The sequence below is a fragment of the Blautia acetica genome (assembly GCF_038739805.1).
GTDB lineage: Bacteria > Bacillota > Clostridia > Lachnospirales > Lachnospiraceae > Blautia.
On record NZ_JBBEWO010000002.1, the window covers coordinates 210,461 to 226,777 of the forward strand.

Sequence of the window (16,317 nt, forward strand, 5' to 3'; positions counted from 1 at the left end):
GCTGTCGCTTTAATGTGACAGCCTTACCTTTAAAGAAAAGGAGTGACATTATGACATCGGCGGCAAAACGTAGAAAAAAAGAAAACGTGATGGATCCGGTTCCGAAGATTACGTGGAAAGAAATAAAGAGACAAAAAGTGCTGCTTTTATGGTCAGTGGTGATTGTAATATATGGAATTATTTTCTGCTATCTGCCTTTAGGCGGATGGATTATGGCTTTTCAGGATTATAAACCAAAAGACGGGCTGTTTCATTCTGCGTTTATAGGACTGGAAAATTTTAAATTTTTGTTTTCAGATGCAACGTTTTTGAGAGTTATCCGGAATACACTGGCCATGGGAGTCATTAACTTGGCATCTACCTTTGTGATGGCGATTGTATTTGCTATTTTGCTAAATGAGGTAAAGGCAAAAGGTGGCAAAAAAGTAGTGCAGACCATTTCCTACCTGCCTCACTTTTTGTCATGGATTGTAGTAACTGGTATCCTTCATGATGTGTTATCAGGGACTGGAATTGTAAATGAAATCCTTATGAGATTGAATATTTTGGATCAGCCTTTAAACTTTTTCGCTCATCCTAAATTTTTCTGGCCTATTGTAGCATTTGCAAATGTCTGGAAAGAGACAGGGTGGAACGCCATTATTTACTTGTCTGCTATTACCGCCATTGATCCATCTTTGTATGAAGCTGCCAGTATGGATGGTGCAGGACGTTGGGCAAAAATCAAGCATGTAACACTGCCTGGCATTAAGCCAACGATTATGATTTTGCTTCTCATGAACGTTGGAAATGTTTTAAATGCAGGTTTTGAAATCCAGTATCTGTTAGGAAACGGATTAGTACAAAGTGTATCTCAGACCATTGATATCTATGTATTGAAATGGGGTATCAGCCAGGGAAATTATGCACTTGGTACGGCAGCAGGTATTTTCAAGAGCCTTGTAAGTATTGTTCTTATTGTTATCGCCAACCAAATTGCTAAAAGGCACGGGGAAGAACGATTATTCTGACAGAAAGAGGTGGATAAATAAATGAAGAAAAAATCGACAGCGGATAAGGTATTTGTTGTCTTGAATACGATTTTTATGATTGTCTTTGTAACCATAACATTATATCCGGTATTAAATACACTGGCAATTTCACTCAATGACGGAACAGACGCCCTTAGGGGAGGTATCTACTTATTGCCAAGAAAATGGACGCTGAAAAACTACATTACGATTTTGCAGAAAGATAATCTGATTACAGGAGCTTATATTACAGTGCTGCGAACTATTATTGGTACTATGCTGGCGCTGTTTAGTAATGCAATTCTGGCCTTTATTGTTAGCAGAAAGCGCTTTTTGTTTAAGCGTTCCCTTTCTTTATTTTGGGTTATTACCATGTATGTTAATGGAGGAATGATTCCTGTTTTCTTGCTGTATAAGAATTTAGGTTTGACCAACAGCTTTATGGTTTATGTAATCCCGGGAATGCTCAGTGCATTTAATATGCTGGTAATCCGTACATATATGAATGGCATACCGGATAGTCTGGAAGAATCGGCACAACTTGACGGAGCAGGATATACTACTATTTTTCTGAAGATTATATCACCATTATGCAAACCGGTTTATGCAACCGTGGCATTGTTTGTAGCAGTAGGCCAATGGAATTCCTGGTTTGATGCCATGCTCTATAACAGAATGAGTCCGGAATTTACTACACTTCAGTATGAGTTAATGAAACTGCTGTCTTCTGTAACCAATCAAGGAAGTTCAGCAGAAGCCATGAAAAATGCTATTGGAACCGTAACTCCTACTTCCGTCCGTGCGGCAGCTACTATTTTAACCATGCTACCGATTATCTGTCTGTATCCGTTTTTGCAGAGATATTTTGTAACAGGACTTACCATTGGCGGGGTAAAGGAGTAAATAATGAGTATAAATCCTATTTTGAACATGGATTTTCCAGACCCGGATGTGATTCGGGTAGAGGATACCTATTATATGGTAAGTACCACCATGCATTTTATGCCAGGATGTGTGATTCTCAGGTCTTATGATTTAAGAAACTGGGAGATTGCCGGCCATATTTATGACAGTCTGGATGGTACGAAAGGACAGCGTCTGCAAGATAAGAGAGGTATTTATGGGAAAGGTATGTGGGCTGCTTCTATACGGTATCATAAAAATAAATTTTATGTATGTTTTGCGGCAAATGACACAGGGAAAACCTATCTGTACCACTCGCACACCATTTCCGGTAATTGGAAAAAACAAGAAATAGAAGGTTTTTATCATGACTGTTCTCTGTTGTTTGATGATGATGACAGAGTGTATCTTGTATACGGCAATACAGAGATTCATTTAACAGAACTGGATAGAAATCTAAAAGGGCCGAAAGAGAATGGGATAGACAGAATCATTGTGAAAGAACAGGGAACCTATAGATTAGGGTATGAAGGAGCGCATTTTTATAAGATTCATGGAAAATATTATGTGTTCCTCATACATTCATCTGGTGAAGAATGGTTCAGACGGGAGGCCTGTTTTGTATCGGACAGTATCGAAGGAACCTTTACCGGAGGAGATGTTCTGGCAGATGATTTAAACTATTGCCATCAGGGTATTGCACAAGGAGGAATTGTGGATACGCCGGATGGAGAATGGTATGGGGTTCTGTTTCAGGACAGAGGTGCAGTGGGAAGAATTCCGGTACTGGTTCCTGTGAAATGGGAAAATGACTTTCCTGTGTTTGGTAAACATGGCAGAGTACCGGAACGAATTGAAACAAAAAGTAGCAGGCCCGAATATCAATATACTCCTTTATTTTCCAGTGATGATTTTCAGTATCTTCCAGACAAAAATGGAAAAATTTCATTAAAGGAAGTGTGGGAATTTAACCATCAGCCGGACTCCTTGCACTGGTCAATTGCAGATGGGGAATTTCGAATCCAGTCTGATAAACTCTGTACAAAACTGGAAGAGGCAGTCAACACACTTACTCAGAGAACACGATATCCTAAGTGTGAAGCAGAAGTGACGATAAATGGAAGCGACATGAATGTGGGAGATTATGCCGGAATTAGTGCATTTTTAGGATGTTTCGGATTTGTGGCATTGAAAAAAGAAGAAGATCATATGTCTCTGGTTATGGTAGGAAAGCAGGAAGAGGATGAATCCCTGAATGGAAAGAAAAACTGGGATGCAGGCACAGAGTATGAAAAAATACGAATACCGTCAGATTATGTGAGATTAAAGGTAGCAATTGATTTTGAATATAAGAAAGATGAAGCAGAATTTTTTTATGAGACAGCAAAAGGATGGAAGAAAATTGGAAGAACACAGAAGCTGTATTTTAAAATGGACCACTTCTGCGGATGCCGGTTTGCACTTTTCATGTATTCTACACGTGTTACTGGGGGAAGTGCTGGATTTACCAATTTTATCTATACATAAACATCAGATTACAGAGTAGGAAGGAATCAGGAAGATGTCAGGAGCGTTTGAAACAGAAAATTATAGAAATTTATTCAAAGAGTATGGCTATCCGGAAGAAAAAATTGAGAAAAAATTGAAGGATGCTTTTGAAACTGTTTTTTATGGAACGGAGGCAGAGCGGTTTTATCATGAGGTCGGGGAGGATATGGGCTATCTGGAAGATACAGGAAATCATGATGTCCGCACAGAGGGAATGTCTTATGGAATGATGGTTTGTGTTCAGTTAAATAAAAAAGAGGAATTTGACCGTATCTGGAAATGGGTAAAAACTTATATGTGGATGAGCGAAGGCGCAGGACGCTATTATTTCCGCTGGTCCTGCAGCACAGAGGGAAGTCCGAATTCTGATGGCCCGGCTCCGGATGGAGAAGAATTCTTTGCTATGTCATTATTTTTTGCTTCTCACCGCTGGGGTGACGGTACAGGAATTTTTAACTATAGCCAGGAAGCGAAAAACATTTTAAAAGAATGTGTACACAAAGGAGAAAATGGAAATTTGGGAGAACCTATGTGGGATAGAGAAAACAAATTGATTAAATTTATTCCAGGGGTAGACTTTACAGACCCCTCTTACCATCTTCCACATTTTTATGAATTATTTGCATTATGGGCAAACAAAGAAGACAGGGAGTTTTGGAGACAGGCAGCACAGGCCAGCAGAACATATCTTCATTGTGCCTGTCATCCGGATACAGGATTGTCACCAGAATATGGTGAATACAATGGAGAACCTCATACCGGACATGTAGAACAGTTTGGGCGCCACGACTGGTACTATAGTGATGCTTATCGTACGATAGCAAACATTGGTTTAGATACCTTATGGTTTGGGAAAGACCCATGGCAGAAGGAAATTGCTCAGACTTTCCAGGAATTTTACTGTGTCAAGCAAAAAGGCCACTGGGATGGTGTGTTTCTTATCGATGGAACAAGATTAGAAGAAAAAGCTCTGCATCCGGTAGCTGTAGTTGCAGTAAATGCTCAGGCATCTCTTGCAGCAGATGGGGCATATTCCAGGGAATGTGTGGAAAAATTCTGGAACACACCCCTTCGAACAGGAGACAGGAGATATTATGACAATTTCCTGTATCTGTTCGCACTAATGGCACTAAGTGGAAATTATCGTATTTGGAAATGAGGAATGGGAATATGAGAGGACCTGTGGCACCAAAAAATCCGGAAAAAAAGCGGGCGGGTTTTTATATTATGAGAGAAAAAGAAGTTTTCGGCGCACCTCAGGAAGACGGAAGCGGCGTCCAGTTTTTATATGAATCAGATGGGAGATTAGTAAACAGTGCCAGGATTGTGGGAAATATACAGGACGAAGAAATGCTGAGCTGTTTAAAAAGTGTAGAAGGATTTCGGAGTCTGGTGCATAGTATTGGGGTAAGCATAGACGCCGAAACACCGGAAGAGGATATTGAATTTGTATTTCAAATGTATGGAAAACAGAATCTTTACGGCGGCGGGACTGCTATAAAACTATCTTTAAAGGGAAATGGCATAGAGCAGAAGATTTTACTGGAGCAAATTAAATGGTCTGAGGATGACAAGGAACCTGGGCAGATTCGGTTTCGATTCCCAAAACCAGGCCAAAAGGCGAAAGTAAGTGTGATGCTTTATGTACAGAATGGATTCCAGGTTCCAGAACAAGGTGAGGAAGTTACACCGAATCTGACAGGAGAAGCAGCAGAATCTATGATTGCCAGATCTCTTTTGTCACTGGGAAATCCTTTTCGTATGAAAAAAGTCATAGAAAAAGCAAAACAGGGAGAGGATGTCACCCTGGCTTTTATAGGAGGCTCGATTACTCAGGGGGCCGGTGCGGTGCCTATTCACCGGGAATGCTATGCATGGAAGACCTGCTGTGCTTTCAAAGATAGATTTGGCGTCGGGGAAAATGTACATTATCTGAAAGCAGGAGTAGGGGGGACTCCTTCGGAACTGGGAATGATACGGTTTGAAAGAGATGTGCTAAGGAAACAGGAGAAGCCGGATTTGATTGTCATAGAGTTTGCCGTGAACGATGAAGGGGATGAGACAAAGGGTGTATGCTATGAAAGTCTGGTACGAAAGGTTTTGCAGCTTCCCTGGAATCCGGCAGTTATCTTGTTGTTTTCCGTATTTGCAAATGACTGGAACCTGCAGGAGCGGTTAAGTCCGGTGGGATATTATTATCATTTGCCTATGGTCAGTGTCCGGGATGCAGTATCTCCCCAATTTGGATTGCCAAAGGAGCAGGGTGGGGTGATTTCCAGAAATCAATTTTTCTATGATATGTTTCATCCATCGAATCTGGGACACCTAATTATGGCAAAATGCCTGGATTATCTGTTTGAAGCAGCAGATAACAGTTTGGCTGGAAGCGAAGACAGCAGTATCTTACAGGAAAAATGTACTCCTGTTTTAGGCTGCGACTTTCAGGATGTACAACTTTTAGACCGGAAAAGCTTATGCCAGGATGCTGTTATCTGCTGTGGCAGTTTTGATGGTACAGACTGTGATTTGCAGTGTGTAGAAATGGATTTGGATCTTACACCCACACCCCAGTTTCCCTATAACTGGCAGTACAGAGGAGAAGAACTTATACGGGAGATGATTCCATTTACCATGGAGATTACCTGTAAAAGCCTTCTTCTGGTGTTTAAAGATTCTGGGGAAACCAATGCAGGTAAGGCAGAGGTTTATGTGGATCACAAACAGATTCTCACAGCAAATCCCCTCGAAAATGGTTGGACACATTGTAATGCAGTCATTCTTTTTAAAGGGAAAGAGACAAAAACACATAACATAACTATACGGCCGGCACAGGGAGAGGAAAGAAAGAATTTTACCATTCTTGGGTTCGGCTATGTAAAATAAAGCGTCAATATTTAGGAGGTACATATGCTGAAAACCAATAATCCCATTTTAAAAGGTTTTTATCCCGACCCATCCATATGTAGGGTAGGGAAAGATTATTATTTAGTAAACTCCAGCTTTTCTTATTTTCCTGGAGTTCCTTTATTTCACAGCCGAGATTTGGCTCACTGGGAACAAATAGGAAATATTCTGGACAGACCGGAGCAATTATCCTTAGACGGGGGAGAAATTTCCAGAGGCATTTTTGCCCCGGTAATTCGTTGGAATAATGGAACTTTTTATATGATTACTACAAATGTGGATCAGGGGGGAACTTTTGTGGTTACATCTAAGACACCACAGGGTCCATGGTCTGATCCTTTTTATTTGGGAGAGAACGCCAAAGGAATTGATCCCAGTTTGTTTTTTGACGAAGATGGAACCTGTTATTATGTGGGAACACGACCAAACAGCAATGGGGTTCAATATAACGGAGACTGGGAAATCTGGCTTCAGGAATTAGATTTGGAAAATATGCGCCTTATAGGGGAAAGCAGAACTATTTGGAAGGGTGCCATGCAAAATGCTATTTGGCCAGAAGGTCCTCATTTGTATAAAATGGGGGAATATTATTATTTGTTCCATGCTGAGGGAGGAACAGCAGAGGAGCACTGTATTTGCGTTGCACGAACTAAAAGTCTTGAGAAGCCCTTTGAAGGATGTCCCCGCAACCCAGTGTTTACCCACCGGCATTTAGGACGGAATTATCCTGTAACATGTGCGGGACATGGGGATTTAGTAGATGATGGAAAGGGCAATTGGTATATAGTAATGCTGGCCTGCAGAAGATGCAAGGGATGCAGCAGCATGGGCAGGGAAACTTTTCTGGCGAAAGTCCAGTGGGAAGATGGCTGGCCGGTAATCAATCCAGGTATTGGAAAATTGGAAGAGTGGTTGGAACTGCCACAAGAACCTGTGCGTTTCCCAAGAGAGGCGGGAGAGAATCTGTTTTTTCAATTTTACGGAAACCAACTGCCGAAAGAACTGGTGAGTATTTACGGAAGAGATTCTCATATGTATTCATTACATGCAAGGCCAGGTTTTCTGCGCTTACAGGCAGGAAGACATCACGTAGGGGAAAAAGCCAGAAGCACTTATCTGGGTGTGCGGCAAATGGGCTATACCTTCACAGTATCTGCAGGATTGGAATTTATACCCAAGGACAGCCATAGTGGAGCCGGAGTTTTATTGTTCCAAAATCATCGGAACTTTTTGAGGGCAGAAATACGGAATGAGAATGAAGAGCGTACCATCAGTGTAATAGAAACTATAGATGGGCAGGAACGGGTATTGGGTACTGCATCTATCTGTGAAGGACTGATAGAAATCCTGTTTCAGGCAGAGGAACAAGTGGGAAGGATTTACATAGTACAAAACGGGGAGACACGGCCTGTTGCGGAAGCAGTGGACTTACGGCCTTATAGTACTGAATACGCAGGCGGTTTTGTGGGGTGTACAATGGGAATGTATGCTTCCGCTTATGGAAAAGAAAGCCAGGATTATGCAGACTTTGCCTGGTTTATTGTGAAACAATAAAATATAGTAGTACACTTGAAATTATGAAGAAAAAGGAGAAACTGTTATAGTGAAATAGCTTCTCCTTTTTTGTATAAGTCCTCTAAGAACCTGCCGTGTCTGTATGGACAAATACTTAATGGGTAAGTACATCAATTGCCAGATTATTCAGCTTGCACAGCGTGTTTACCACGGCAAAAATCAGCACAGCCCCCAGCTTGGCCGTAGTATTATCCTGGTCAAACCGAGGGGAAATTTCGCAGATGTCAAAGCCTCTGACCTGGCGGGTTCTCAGGATATGTTTCAGCAGAGGAAGCACCGCTTCCGGATCCAGTCCCAGGGTCTGTGTGGCACTTACGCCTGGCGCAAATGCAGAAGAAAATACATCCGTGCAGATGGTAATATAAGCAGAATCACATTCATACAGGAAAGTGTCGATTTTCTCCAAAACGACCGAATAATTGGAGGTTTGAATTTCCTTTGCCAGAATATAATCCGCTCCGATTTCCTTCGCGTATTTGAACAGGCTGACCGTGTTGCTGTGTTCCTGGATTCCCAGAGGCAGATAGTGATAAGCAGCTTGTTCTTTTTTATAAATATCTGCAATCTGACGGAACATGGAGCCTGAAGACGGGCCATGCTCATAAGGTCTTAAATCAAAATGCGCGTCAAAATTGATAATGCCCATATCCAGGGATTCCTTTTTTTTCTTCAAATCGGCGAACTGTCCCTGAAAGTGCCCGAAAGTGGTTTCGTGGCCGCCGCCCAGAACAATGGGAAACAGGTTCATATCCAGAATTTTCTCCACAGCAAGTCCCAAAAGACGCTGTCCCTCCTCCATGCAAATCTCCTCACAGAGAATGTTTCCGGCATCGTAGAACTTTACTTCCTGGGAAAATGTACAAGGGAAATTTGACATTTGTGTCCGGATAAAATCCGGTGCAAGAGCGGTTCCTATACGGCCTTTATTTCGTTTTACCCCCTGCTCACTGCAAAAGCCTATAAACGCAAATCCAAGTTTCCCGTTTTCTATTTCTGTAACTTCGTTTAAATCTAATGGCTGTACCCACTGATGCCAGCGGAAAGCATCGTAATCTGTGGTGCTGTCCACCCGGCCTTTCCAGCAGTCCATGGCCGCAACATAATTGGTCAATCGCATAGTTTTTGAATCCTCCTCGAAGCAGTTATTTTTCCTGAACTTTTTATATCTTATTGTACCATAAGGGACAGTTGGCTGTATAGCGGAAAAAAGTCAAATACTTTTGTATCAATCATTGGTTGATACCTTCAATAAACCGTTGATAGGAAACTTTGACGGAGATTGTTATAATATAGACAAACAAAAATAGTTGGAGGTAGAGATGAGTATATTCAGATTGACAACCATTGAAGAATTTGAACAGGCCACGGAAAGACTTCTGGAAACAGGACAGAAGGTAGGGGCGGATTCCTGGCAGGCCAGAGTGAAGAACCAGACGCCCCACTGTAAGTTTGGAGAAGAGGGTATCTGCTGCCGTATCTGCACCATGGGCCCATGCCGTATTACCAAAAAGGCACCGAGAGGTATCTGCGGCTGTGATGCCCACGGTATTGCAGGACGAAATTTTCTGCGTTTTACAGCCGGAGGCGCAGCAACTCATTCAGATCACGGAAGAGAAATCTGCCATACCCTTCACGCAGCTTCCCCGGATGGCAATTACCAGGTAAAAGATCCGGAAAAACTTATGCGCATTGCAAAAGAATGGGGCGTGGAAACAGAGGGAAAAGACATTTATGATTTGGCACATGAGATGTCCGAACTGGCTCTTTTGGAGTACGGAAAGCCATTTGGCGTACAGCGCTGGTTAAGCAGAGCGCCGGAACACACCCGGAAACTGTGGCAGGCCGCAGAGCTGGAGCCGAGAGCCATTGACCGGGAAGTTTCTACCGCTATGCACATGACCCATATGGGCTGTTCCTCCAAACCGGAAGCACTGGTAAGACAGGCTCTGCGTGCAGGTATGTCGGATGGCTGGGGTGGTTCTATGTGCGGGACGGAATTTTCCGATGTGCTGTTCGGCACGCCAAAAGCAGTGGACACGGAAGCAAATCTTGGGGTTATGAAAGAAGACCAGGTCAATATCATTATTCATGGACATGATCCAAGTCTGTCAGAAATGATTTGCGAATATGCAGAAGACCCGGAAATGATTGCCCTTGCAAAATCTTTGGGAGCGACGGGTATTCAAGTGGCAGGTGTCTGTTGTACATCCAATGAAGTCGCTATGCGAAGAGGTGTTCCTATGGCAGGAAATTTCCTGCAGCAGGAGAACGTGGTACTGACGGGGGCCTGCGAAGCCATTGTGGTAGATATGCAGTGTATTTTTCCGGCCCTGGGTCCATTGAGCAAATGTTTCCATACGAAATTTATCACCACTTCTCCCATCGCACAGATGCCGGATTCTGATTTTATCCGTTTTAATGCCAAGACAGCAGGGGAAAATGCAAAGCAGATTGTACGCATGGCAGTAGAAAACTTTGTCAACAGAAAGCAGGATTTGGTACATATTCCCCAGATGAAGCAGAAAGCCACAGTCGGTTATTCTGTAGAGGCTATTATCCATGCACTGGATGGTGTGGCAGCAGGACAGGGAGAAGCGCTGGGCACTACCAAACCTTTGCTGGATTGCATTACCTCAGGTGTATTGAGAGGCGCAGTAGCTATGGTAGGCTGTAATAACCCCAGAGTACGTCCGGATTCTGCGCATATAAAATTAATGAAAAAACTGATTAAAAACGATATTCTCGTTATTCTTTCCGGTTGTTCTGCTCAGGCAGCAGCCAGAGCAGGCCTGATGGATAAAAGAGCCAAGGACTTATGCGGAGACGGGTTGAAGAGAGTCTGTGAACTGGCAGATATTCCGCCGGTGCTGCACATGGGTTCCTGTGTGGATATCAGCCGTATGATGGTACTGGCTTCTAAGCTGTCCATAGACTCCGGACTTCCTGTTTCCAAGCTGCCTCTGGTAGGCTGCGCGCCGGAATGGATGTCTGAAAAGGCAGTGTCCATTGGCAACTATGTTGTGGCAACCGGTATTGATACCTTTCTGGGCGTAGACCCTCAGGTCAGCGGTTCTTCGGAAATGGTTTACTGGCTGACGGAAGGCGTACGGGACTGGGTAGAGGCTTCCTACACGGTGGAAAAGGATATTGAAAAACTGGGAGATGCCATGATTGCCCGGATTGAAGAGAAGAGAGCAGCACTGGGAATCTAGAAGAAACTAACAGAAGAGGCCCTTTTGTGAGAGGAGACTGTATTGGCGGCAGTCTCCTTTTTCCGTTTGTATTTCCTGATTTCATAAATCTATTGACAAACGAATAAATCAAGTGTAATATTATAAATAAATAGAATAATAAAAATAAATATAATAATAAAAATAAGTAGACTGGAGGGGAAGGGATGAATAAAACAGAAGTATTAATACATCCGGTAAGATTAAGCATTTTGCAGTATTTGTGCATACACAAAAAAGCTACCACAAGTGAGATTATATCTTCATTACCAGCCGTTTCAAAGGCATCCATTTATAATCATATTAGATTACTTGAGCAGAATCAGATTATAGAAGTGGTGCAGGAAAATAGAATCCGAGGGACCATAGAAAAGATATATTCGCTGAAAAAAGTGGCTAAAAACAATGACTTTAATGCAATATTGACTTTCTTATTATCTTTGCTTTCAGATTTCCAGAAGTATTACGAAAAGGAACCTGATCCCACAAAAGATATGTTGTTTGCAGGGAGAGATTACTTATTGCTTACGGATGCTGAATATCAGCAGTTCATCCAAGAGCATGAAAAATTATGCCAGAAATATTATAGGAAAAACAGTCCGGGAGCAAAACTCAGAAATATTTCAATCATTTCCGCTCCTGTTAATGAGAAAGAGAAGGAGGAGTTAGATGAATAAATACTGCAGACATTCTAAAAACTCCTTGTTTATTTACATGGTATTAAATATTATAACAGCTGTTTTATCCGTGGCAATCGCACTGATTATTGAACTGACAATTAATATAGTAAGTACTGAGCAGATGGATGACTTTAGGAGGATTGTTTTTGGTGCGTTGATTTTTATAGTGCTATATTTTGGATTTAACTATCTAAGGAATTTTTACATGCAGAGAATGATTAATCGTTATATAGGACAATTACGTAGTCTTTTGTTTCGAAAAATAATGTCATATTCGTTTGTTGGTTTTCGGAAATCTTCAACATCAGATTATTTGTCACTTCTCACAAATGATATTCAGATTTATCAGGAAGGAATAGTGAGAAGTAAACTCTGTGTAGTACAAAATGTCATATCAGCAACAATTGTACTGCTGGCTCTATTGGGCACAAACATAAGTATCACTTTTCTGATTATTACATGTACAGTAATTATTTATTTTTTGCCACGTCTTTTTAATAAGAAGATTTCTCTGGCACAGGAAAAGGTTTCAAAACGACTTGCTCTTATAACTGGGACTGCGTCAGATTATTTGGAAGGATTTTATGTGATTAGTACATACAATTATCAGGAAAAAGCAGGAGAAAAATTTGATTCTGCGAATGAAAAATATTATGAAAAAAAGAATTCACTGGATAAAAATCTATCCAAAAGTGAGACATTTTCCTCCGTTCTGTCCGTTGCGACAGAATTGCTGGTACTGTTTGTGTCGGCTCAATTTGTGTTTATGAATATATTAAATGTCGGGGAAATGGTTGCGGTGATGCAGCTGACAGGTGCATTTGTTCAGCCGTTGATACTCATTATGACAAATTTGCCAAAGATTTCTGGTGGCCGGGCAATAGAGGAACGATTTTTAAGCATATTGACTGTAGATGAAAATGATAGGGGAAACCAAAAAGAAGAATCTGCATTACTTCTTTTTGAAAAAGACATTGAACTGTGTAATATCAGTTTTTCTTATGAAGGGCAGAAGGAAATATTACATGAAATTTATTTGAAAATACGAAAAGGTAAGAAATATGCAGTAGTAGGAGGCAGCGGTGCAGGAAAGACAACATTAATCAATCTTATTAACGGTATTTATAAGCAGAACGCAGGAAATATTCTGGTAGACGGATGCGGTATTGAAAACAAATATCGTCAATATATCAATTTGTTTGCAACAGTTGGTCAAAATACTTTTTTGTTTCATTCAACCGTACAAGAGAATATTACACTTACGGAAAAGGAAGATGCAAAACGTTTGGTGGATGCCTGCACAATCAGTGGAGTCTTGGAATTGATACAAGATCAGAAATGTAGGCTGGAGCAGGTAATACAAGAGAATGGAGCAAACTTGTCAGGAGGGCAAAAGCAAAAAATAGCATTGGCACGGGCTGTTTATCATGAAAAGCCGATATTGATTCTTGATGAGGGAATGTCGGCGATTGATAAGAAAAGTGCTTATGATATAGAGAAACGGCTTCTTAGTAGGAAGAATGTGACATTACTGTCGATTACGCATGATATTCATTCTCCGCTTTTAAAAGAATATGATGAAATTATCTTTCTTGTAGATGGTGGAATTGAAATGGCAGGCAGTTATAATGCCGTTTTTGAACATAGCGAGAAATTTCGAGAATTTTTGAATGGAACTGGTTGATGCTTTATCAAAAAAAGGGGGTTGCTCCATAGATACTCACTCACCTATTTTGCAACGCCCCGTTTCCACTTTACTTTTAGTATAGAACTATCAAGACGTAACATTATACAATCCATTTATTTCTGTCTCTTAATAATTCTTGAGATATTTTCGCCTCTTTTGTTGCTTCTTCCTTGTCATCCATTATAGTTGTTTTCTTTCCATCAATAGCCCACAAAAAAACAAGATTTAATAAATATATTCCAAAAACTAACCATGCAGTCCAATTATATTTTAGTGGCTTCACAAAAGGAACAAAGCAAATACCTAAAATATACAAAAGTGCTACAAATGACAAAGAATATTTTATACCTTTTGCGTACTTCATTAACTTATCCCTCCCTATAAGTTATTTCCAATAAATTTTTAGATTGCCATTCAATAGTATTCAGAACATATTTTTTATCGATAAATTTGAACGGAAATTTATGTACGAAATAAAAATATTTGATATAATCAAAGTGAAGAACAGAACTATATGATATGGAAGGGGAGATAATCCATTGATAAAACTATCTTGCAGAAGATTTAATTGAAAATGAATCTGAACTGTTTCGCGAAAGACAATTTTATGATACAGAAAAAATGAGTAAAGAGCAGAGAAATATGTTTGTTGTATGGCTCATTGTTGCTATGAAAAATGTGCATTTAGATGAAAAAAGGCATTTAGAAAGTACAGGGAGGACGTGATTTTATGAGAATTCTGGTAGCCGAAGATGACAGAGATATGAATGCGATTTTAGTATCCAGGCTAAAAAAAGAGCATTACAGTGTAGATACCTGTTTTCAGGGAGAAGAGGCGCTGGACTATCTGGCCGGTGCAGAATATGATGTAGTGATTCTGGATATTATGATGCCGGTGCTGGACGGTCTGAGCGTGCTGACAAAAATCAGAAAAGAGGGAAATCAGGTTCCGGTGTTGCTTCTGACAGCCAGAGACAGCATTGAAGACCGGGTGAAGGGACTGGATTCGGGGGCCAATGATTATCTGGTGAAGCCTTTTGCTTTGGAAGAGCTGCTGGCGCGTATCCGGGTGCTTTTGCGCCGGGGAACAGGAGAGAAGGAAAACGTGTGCCGTGTGGCGGATTTGGAAGTACACCTGGATACCCATGAAGTTCTGCGGGGCGGGAAGGAGATTACACTTTCCGGAAAGGAATTTTCCCTCCTTCGCTATATGATACAGAACCAGGGAATCGTGCTGTCCAGAGAAAAGCTGGAGCAGCATATCTGGAATTATGACTATACAGGAGGCTCGAATGTGATTGACGTGTACATCCGCTACCTGCGGAAAAAGATTGATGAGGGCTTTACTTCTAAGCTGATTCACACTGTACGGGGCGCCGGATATGTGCTGAAGGAGAAAGCATGAAAAAAATATCTTTGAAAATAAAAGTGACGCTTATGTTTACTTTTTTCATGACGCTTTTAACCTGCATTTCCCTGGGGCTGTTGTTTTCCCTCAGTAGCCAGGAAATTTTAGGTTCTGTACAGGCTCAACTGGAAAAGCGGGTATATGAAAGTATGGATGAAGTAAGTGTGCAAAATGGTAAACTGGATATGGAACAGGATTTTTATGATTTGGAGGATGGCATTTACCTGGCTTTATATGATGAAACGGGAACCTTTCTCTTTGGGAGAGTGCCTTATGGTTTTCAGGAAAAGACGGTGTTTGCAGATGGGAGTATGCAGACTGTGGGAACAGGCGCCGCGCGGTGGTATGTTTTTGATATCAAGTATCGGCCGGGAGAATTTCAGGACGTGTATATCCGGGGTGTCTGTTCCATTAATCGTGCAGAAAACAGTATGAAAACCGTTCAGCGTCTGGCTCTGATTTTGTTGCCTCTGCTGGTAGCGCTTACAGGAACAGCGGGGTATTTTTTCATTAGAAGGACGCTGCGCCCGGTAAGGCAGATTACAGAAACCGTACAGGAGATACAGAAAGACAGGGATTTGTCCAGAAGAGTAGGTCTTGGCCGCGGCACAGATGAAGTCTATGTGATGGCAGAAACATTTGATAAAATGTTGGCGCAGATAGAGGAGGGATTTCAGAGGGAAAAGCAGTTTACCTCGGATGTCTCTCATGAACTTCGTATGCCGGCGGCAGTGATTCTGGCGCAGTGTGAGGAGTTGCTGGAAGACGAAAATCTGACGAGGGAGCAGAAAACGCAGCTGCAAAGGATTCAGAAAAAAGCTTTTGAAATGTCAGACATGATTTCGCGCCTCCTGTTTTTGTCCAGGGCAGACCAGGGACGGCAGGAAATTCAAAAAGAGCGGGTAAACCTCAGTGAATTGACGGAAATGGCTGCTTTGGAGATGGAACTGTTGGCAGAGAAAGAAAATATCCGGCTGGAAATGCAGATAGAGGAAAATCTTTTTGCGGAAGTGGACGAGAGTCTTTACCTCCGTATGGTGGTGAACCTGGTTTCCAATGCCATTGCTTATCACGGAGGACCGGGCTATGTGAAAATCCGTCTGCAGGGTATGGAAAATCAAATTTGGGGAAGTATAGAGGATGATGGAAAGGGAATTTCCCCGGAAGACCTTCCTCATATCTGGGAGCGGTTTTACCGGGTCGATAAGGCCAGAATACAGGACAGTCATTCCGGGCTGGGGCTGCCTATGGTGAAATGGATTGTGCAGGCCCACCAGGGAGAAATCCAGGTGGAAAGTACTCTTGGCAAGGGCAGTGTGTTTACCTTTTGGCTGCCCACAGAAGAAAGTGGAGAAAAAAAGTAAAATATTTT

At 41.7% G+C, this 16,317-nt stretch carries 13 protein-coding genes; 11 read left to right on the plus strand and 2 right to left on the minus strand.

The features are described from left to right. Nucleotides 1-50: 50 nt before the first annotated feature. The 6 genes from WBS51_RS02360 to WBS51_RS02385 are packed head-to-tail and all read left to right on the plus strand — an operon-like array spanning nucleotide 51 to nucleotide 7,919. Nucleotides 51-1,010 carry an ABC transporter permease gene (locus WBS51_RS02360; RefSeq protein WP_173749860.1) on the plus strand — a complete coding sequence of 320 codons (960 nt, stop codon included), beginning with the start codon at nucleotides 51-53 and terminating at the stop codon, nucleotides 1,008-1,010. 21 nt (nucleotides 1,011-1,031) lie between these two features. After that, complete coding sequence (locus tag WBS51_RS02365) at nucleotides 1,032-1,913, plus strand: carbohydrate ABC transporter permease (RefSeq protein ID WP_173749861.1); 882 nt, start codon at nucleotides 1,032-1,034, stop codon at nucleotides 1,911-1,913. Nucleotides 1,914-1,916: 3 nt separating this feature from the next. After that, nucleotides 1,917-3,440 carry a glycoside hydrolase family 43 protein gene (locus WBS51_RS02370; RefSeq protein ID WP_173749862.1) on the plus strand — a complete coding sequence of 508 codons (1,524 nt, stop codon included), beginning with the start codon at nucleotides 1,917-1,919 and terminating at the stop codon, nucleotides 3,438-3,440. Between the two features lie 34 nt (nucleotides 3,441-3,474). Then, nucleotides 3,475-4,620: a glycosyl hydrolase family 8 gene (locus WBS51_RS02375; protein ID WP_173749863.1), complete on the plus strand. Its 1,146-nt coding sequence runs from the start codon at nucleotides 3,475-3,477 to the stop codon at nucleotides 4,618-4,620. Nucleotides 4,621-4,631: 11 nt separating this feature from the next. Then, nucleotides 4,632-6,344, plus strand: a complete 1,713-nt coding sequence (locus WBS51_RS02380; RefSeq protein WP_291682121.1) for an SGNH/GDSL hydrolase family protein — start codon at nucleotides 4,632-4,634, stop codon at nucleotides 6,342-6,344. A 24-nt stretch (nucleotides 6,345-6,368) separates the two neighbouring features. After that, nucleotides 6,369-7,919, plus strand: a complete 1,551-nt coding sequence (locus tag WBS51_RS02385) for a glycoside hydrolase family 43 protein (RefSeq protein ID WP_291682119.1) — start codon at nucleotides 6,369-6,371, stop codon at nucleotides 7,917-7,919. A gap of 115 nt (nucleotides 7,920-8,034) precedes the next feature. On the opposite strand, the gene hutG is transcribed toward WBS51_RS02385, so the two are convergent. After that, nucleotides 8,035-9,057, minus strand: coding sequence for a formimidoylglutamase (hutG, locus tag WBS51_RS02390; protein ID WP_173749866.1), 1,023 nt, complete (start codon nucleotides 9,055-9,057; stop codon nucleotides 8,035-8,037). 202 nt (nucleotides 9,058-9,259) lie between these two features. Between hutG and cooS the strand changes: the two genes are divergently transcribed. The 3 genes from cooS to WBS51_RS02405 all read left to right on the plus strand — a co-directional run bounded on the left by cooS (nucleotide 9,260) and on the right by WBS51_RS02405 (nucleotide 13,534). Next, a complete protein-coding gene (gene cooS, locus WBS51_RS02395; RefSeq protein ID WP_294460922.1) occupies nucleotides 9,260-11,152 on the plus strand; it encodes an anaerobic carbon-monoxide dehydrogenase catalytic subunit in 1,893 nt (630 codons plus the stop codon). 185 nt (nucleotides 11,153-11,337) lie between these two features. After that, nucleotides 11,338-11,847: a helix-turn-helix domain-containing protein gene (locus WBS51_RS02400; RefSeq protein WP_173749868.1), complete on the plus strand. Its 510-nt coding sequence runs from the start codon at nucleotides 11,338-11,340 to the stop codon at nucleotides 11,845-11,847. Beyond that, nucleotides 11,840-13,534 (plus strand): ABC transporter ATP-binding protein, encoded by a 1,695-nt coding sequence (locus tag WBS51_RS02405; RefSeq protein ID WP_173749869.1) that lies wholly within the window; start codon nucleotides 11,840-11,842, stop codon nucleotides 13,532-13,534. Before WBS51_RS02400 ends, WBS51_RS02405 begins: the two co-directional genes overlap by 8 nt. 103 nt (nucleotides 13,535-13,637) lie before the next feature. On the opposite strand, the gene WBS51_RS02410 is transcribed toward WBS51_RS02405, so the two are convergent. Then, nucleotides 13,638-13,901, minus strand: a complete 264-nt coding sequence (locus WBS51_RS02410; protein WP_173749870.1) for a hypothetical protein — start codon at nucleotides 13,899-13,901, stop codon at nucleotides 13,638-13,640. A 366-nt stretch (nucleotides 13,902-14,267) separates the two neighbouring features. On the opposite strand from WBS51_RS02410, the gene WBS51_RS02415 reads away from it, so the two are divergent. Beyond that, nucleotides 14,268-14,942: a response regulator transcription factor gene (locus WBS51_RS02415; protein WP_173749871.1), complete on the plus strand. Its 675-nt coding sequence runs from the start codon at nucleotides 14,268-14,270 to the stop codon at nucleotides 14,940-14,942. Then, complete coding sequence (locus WBS51_RS02420; RefSeq protein WP_173749872.1) at nucleotides 14,939-16,309, plus strand: sensor histidine kinase; 1,371 nt, start codon at nucleotides 14,939-14,941, stop codon at nucleotides 16,307-16,309. The genes WBS51_RS02415 and WBS51_RS02420 overlap by 4 nt, the downstream gene beginning before the upstream one ends. Nucleotides 16,310-16,317 lie beyond the last annotated feature (8 nt).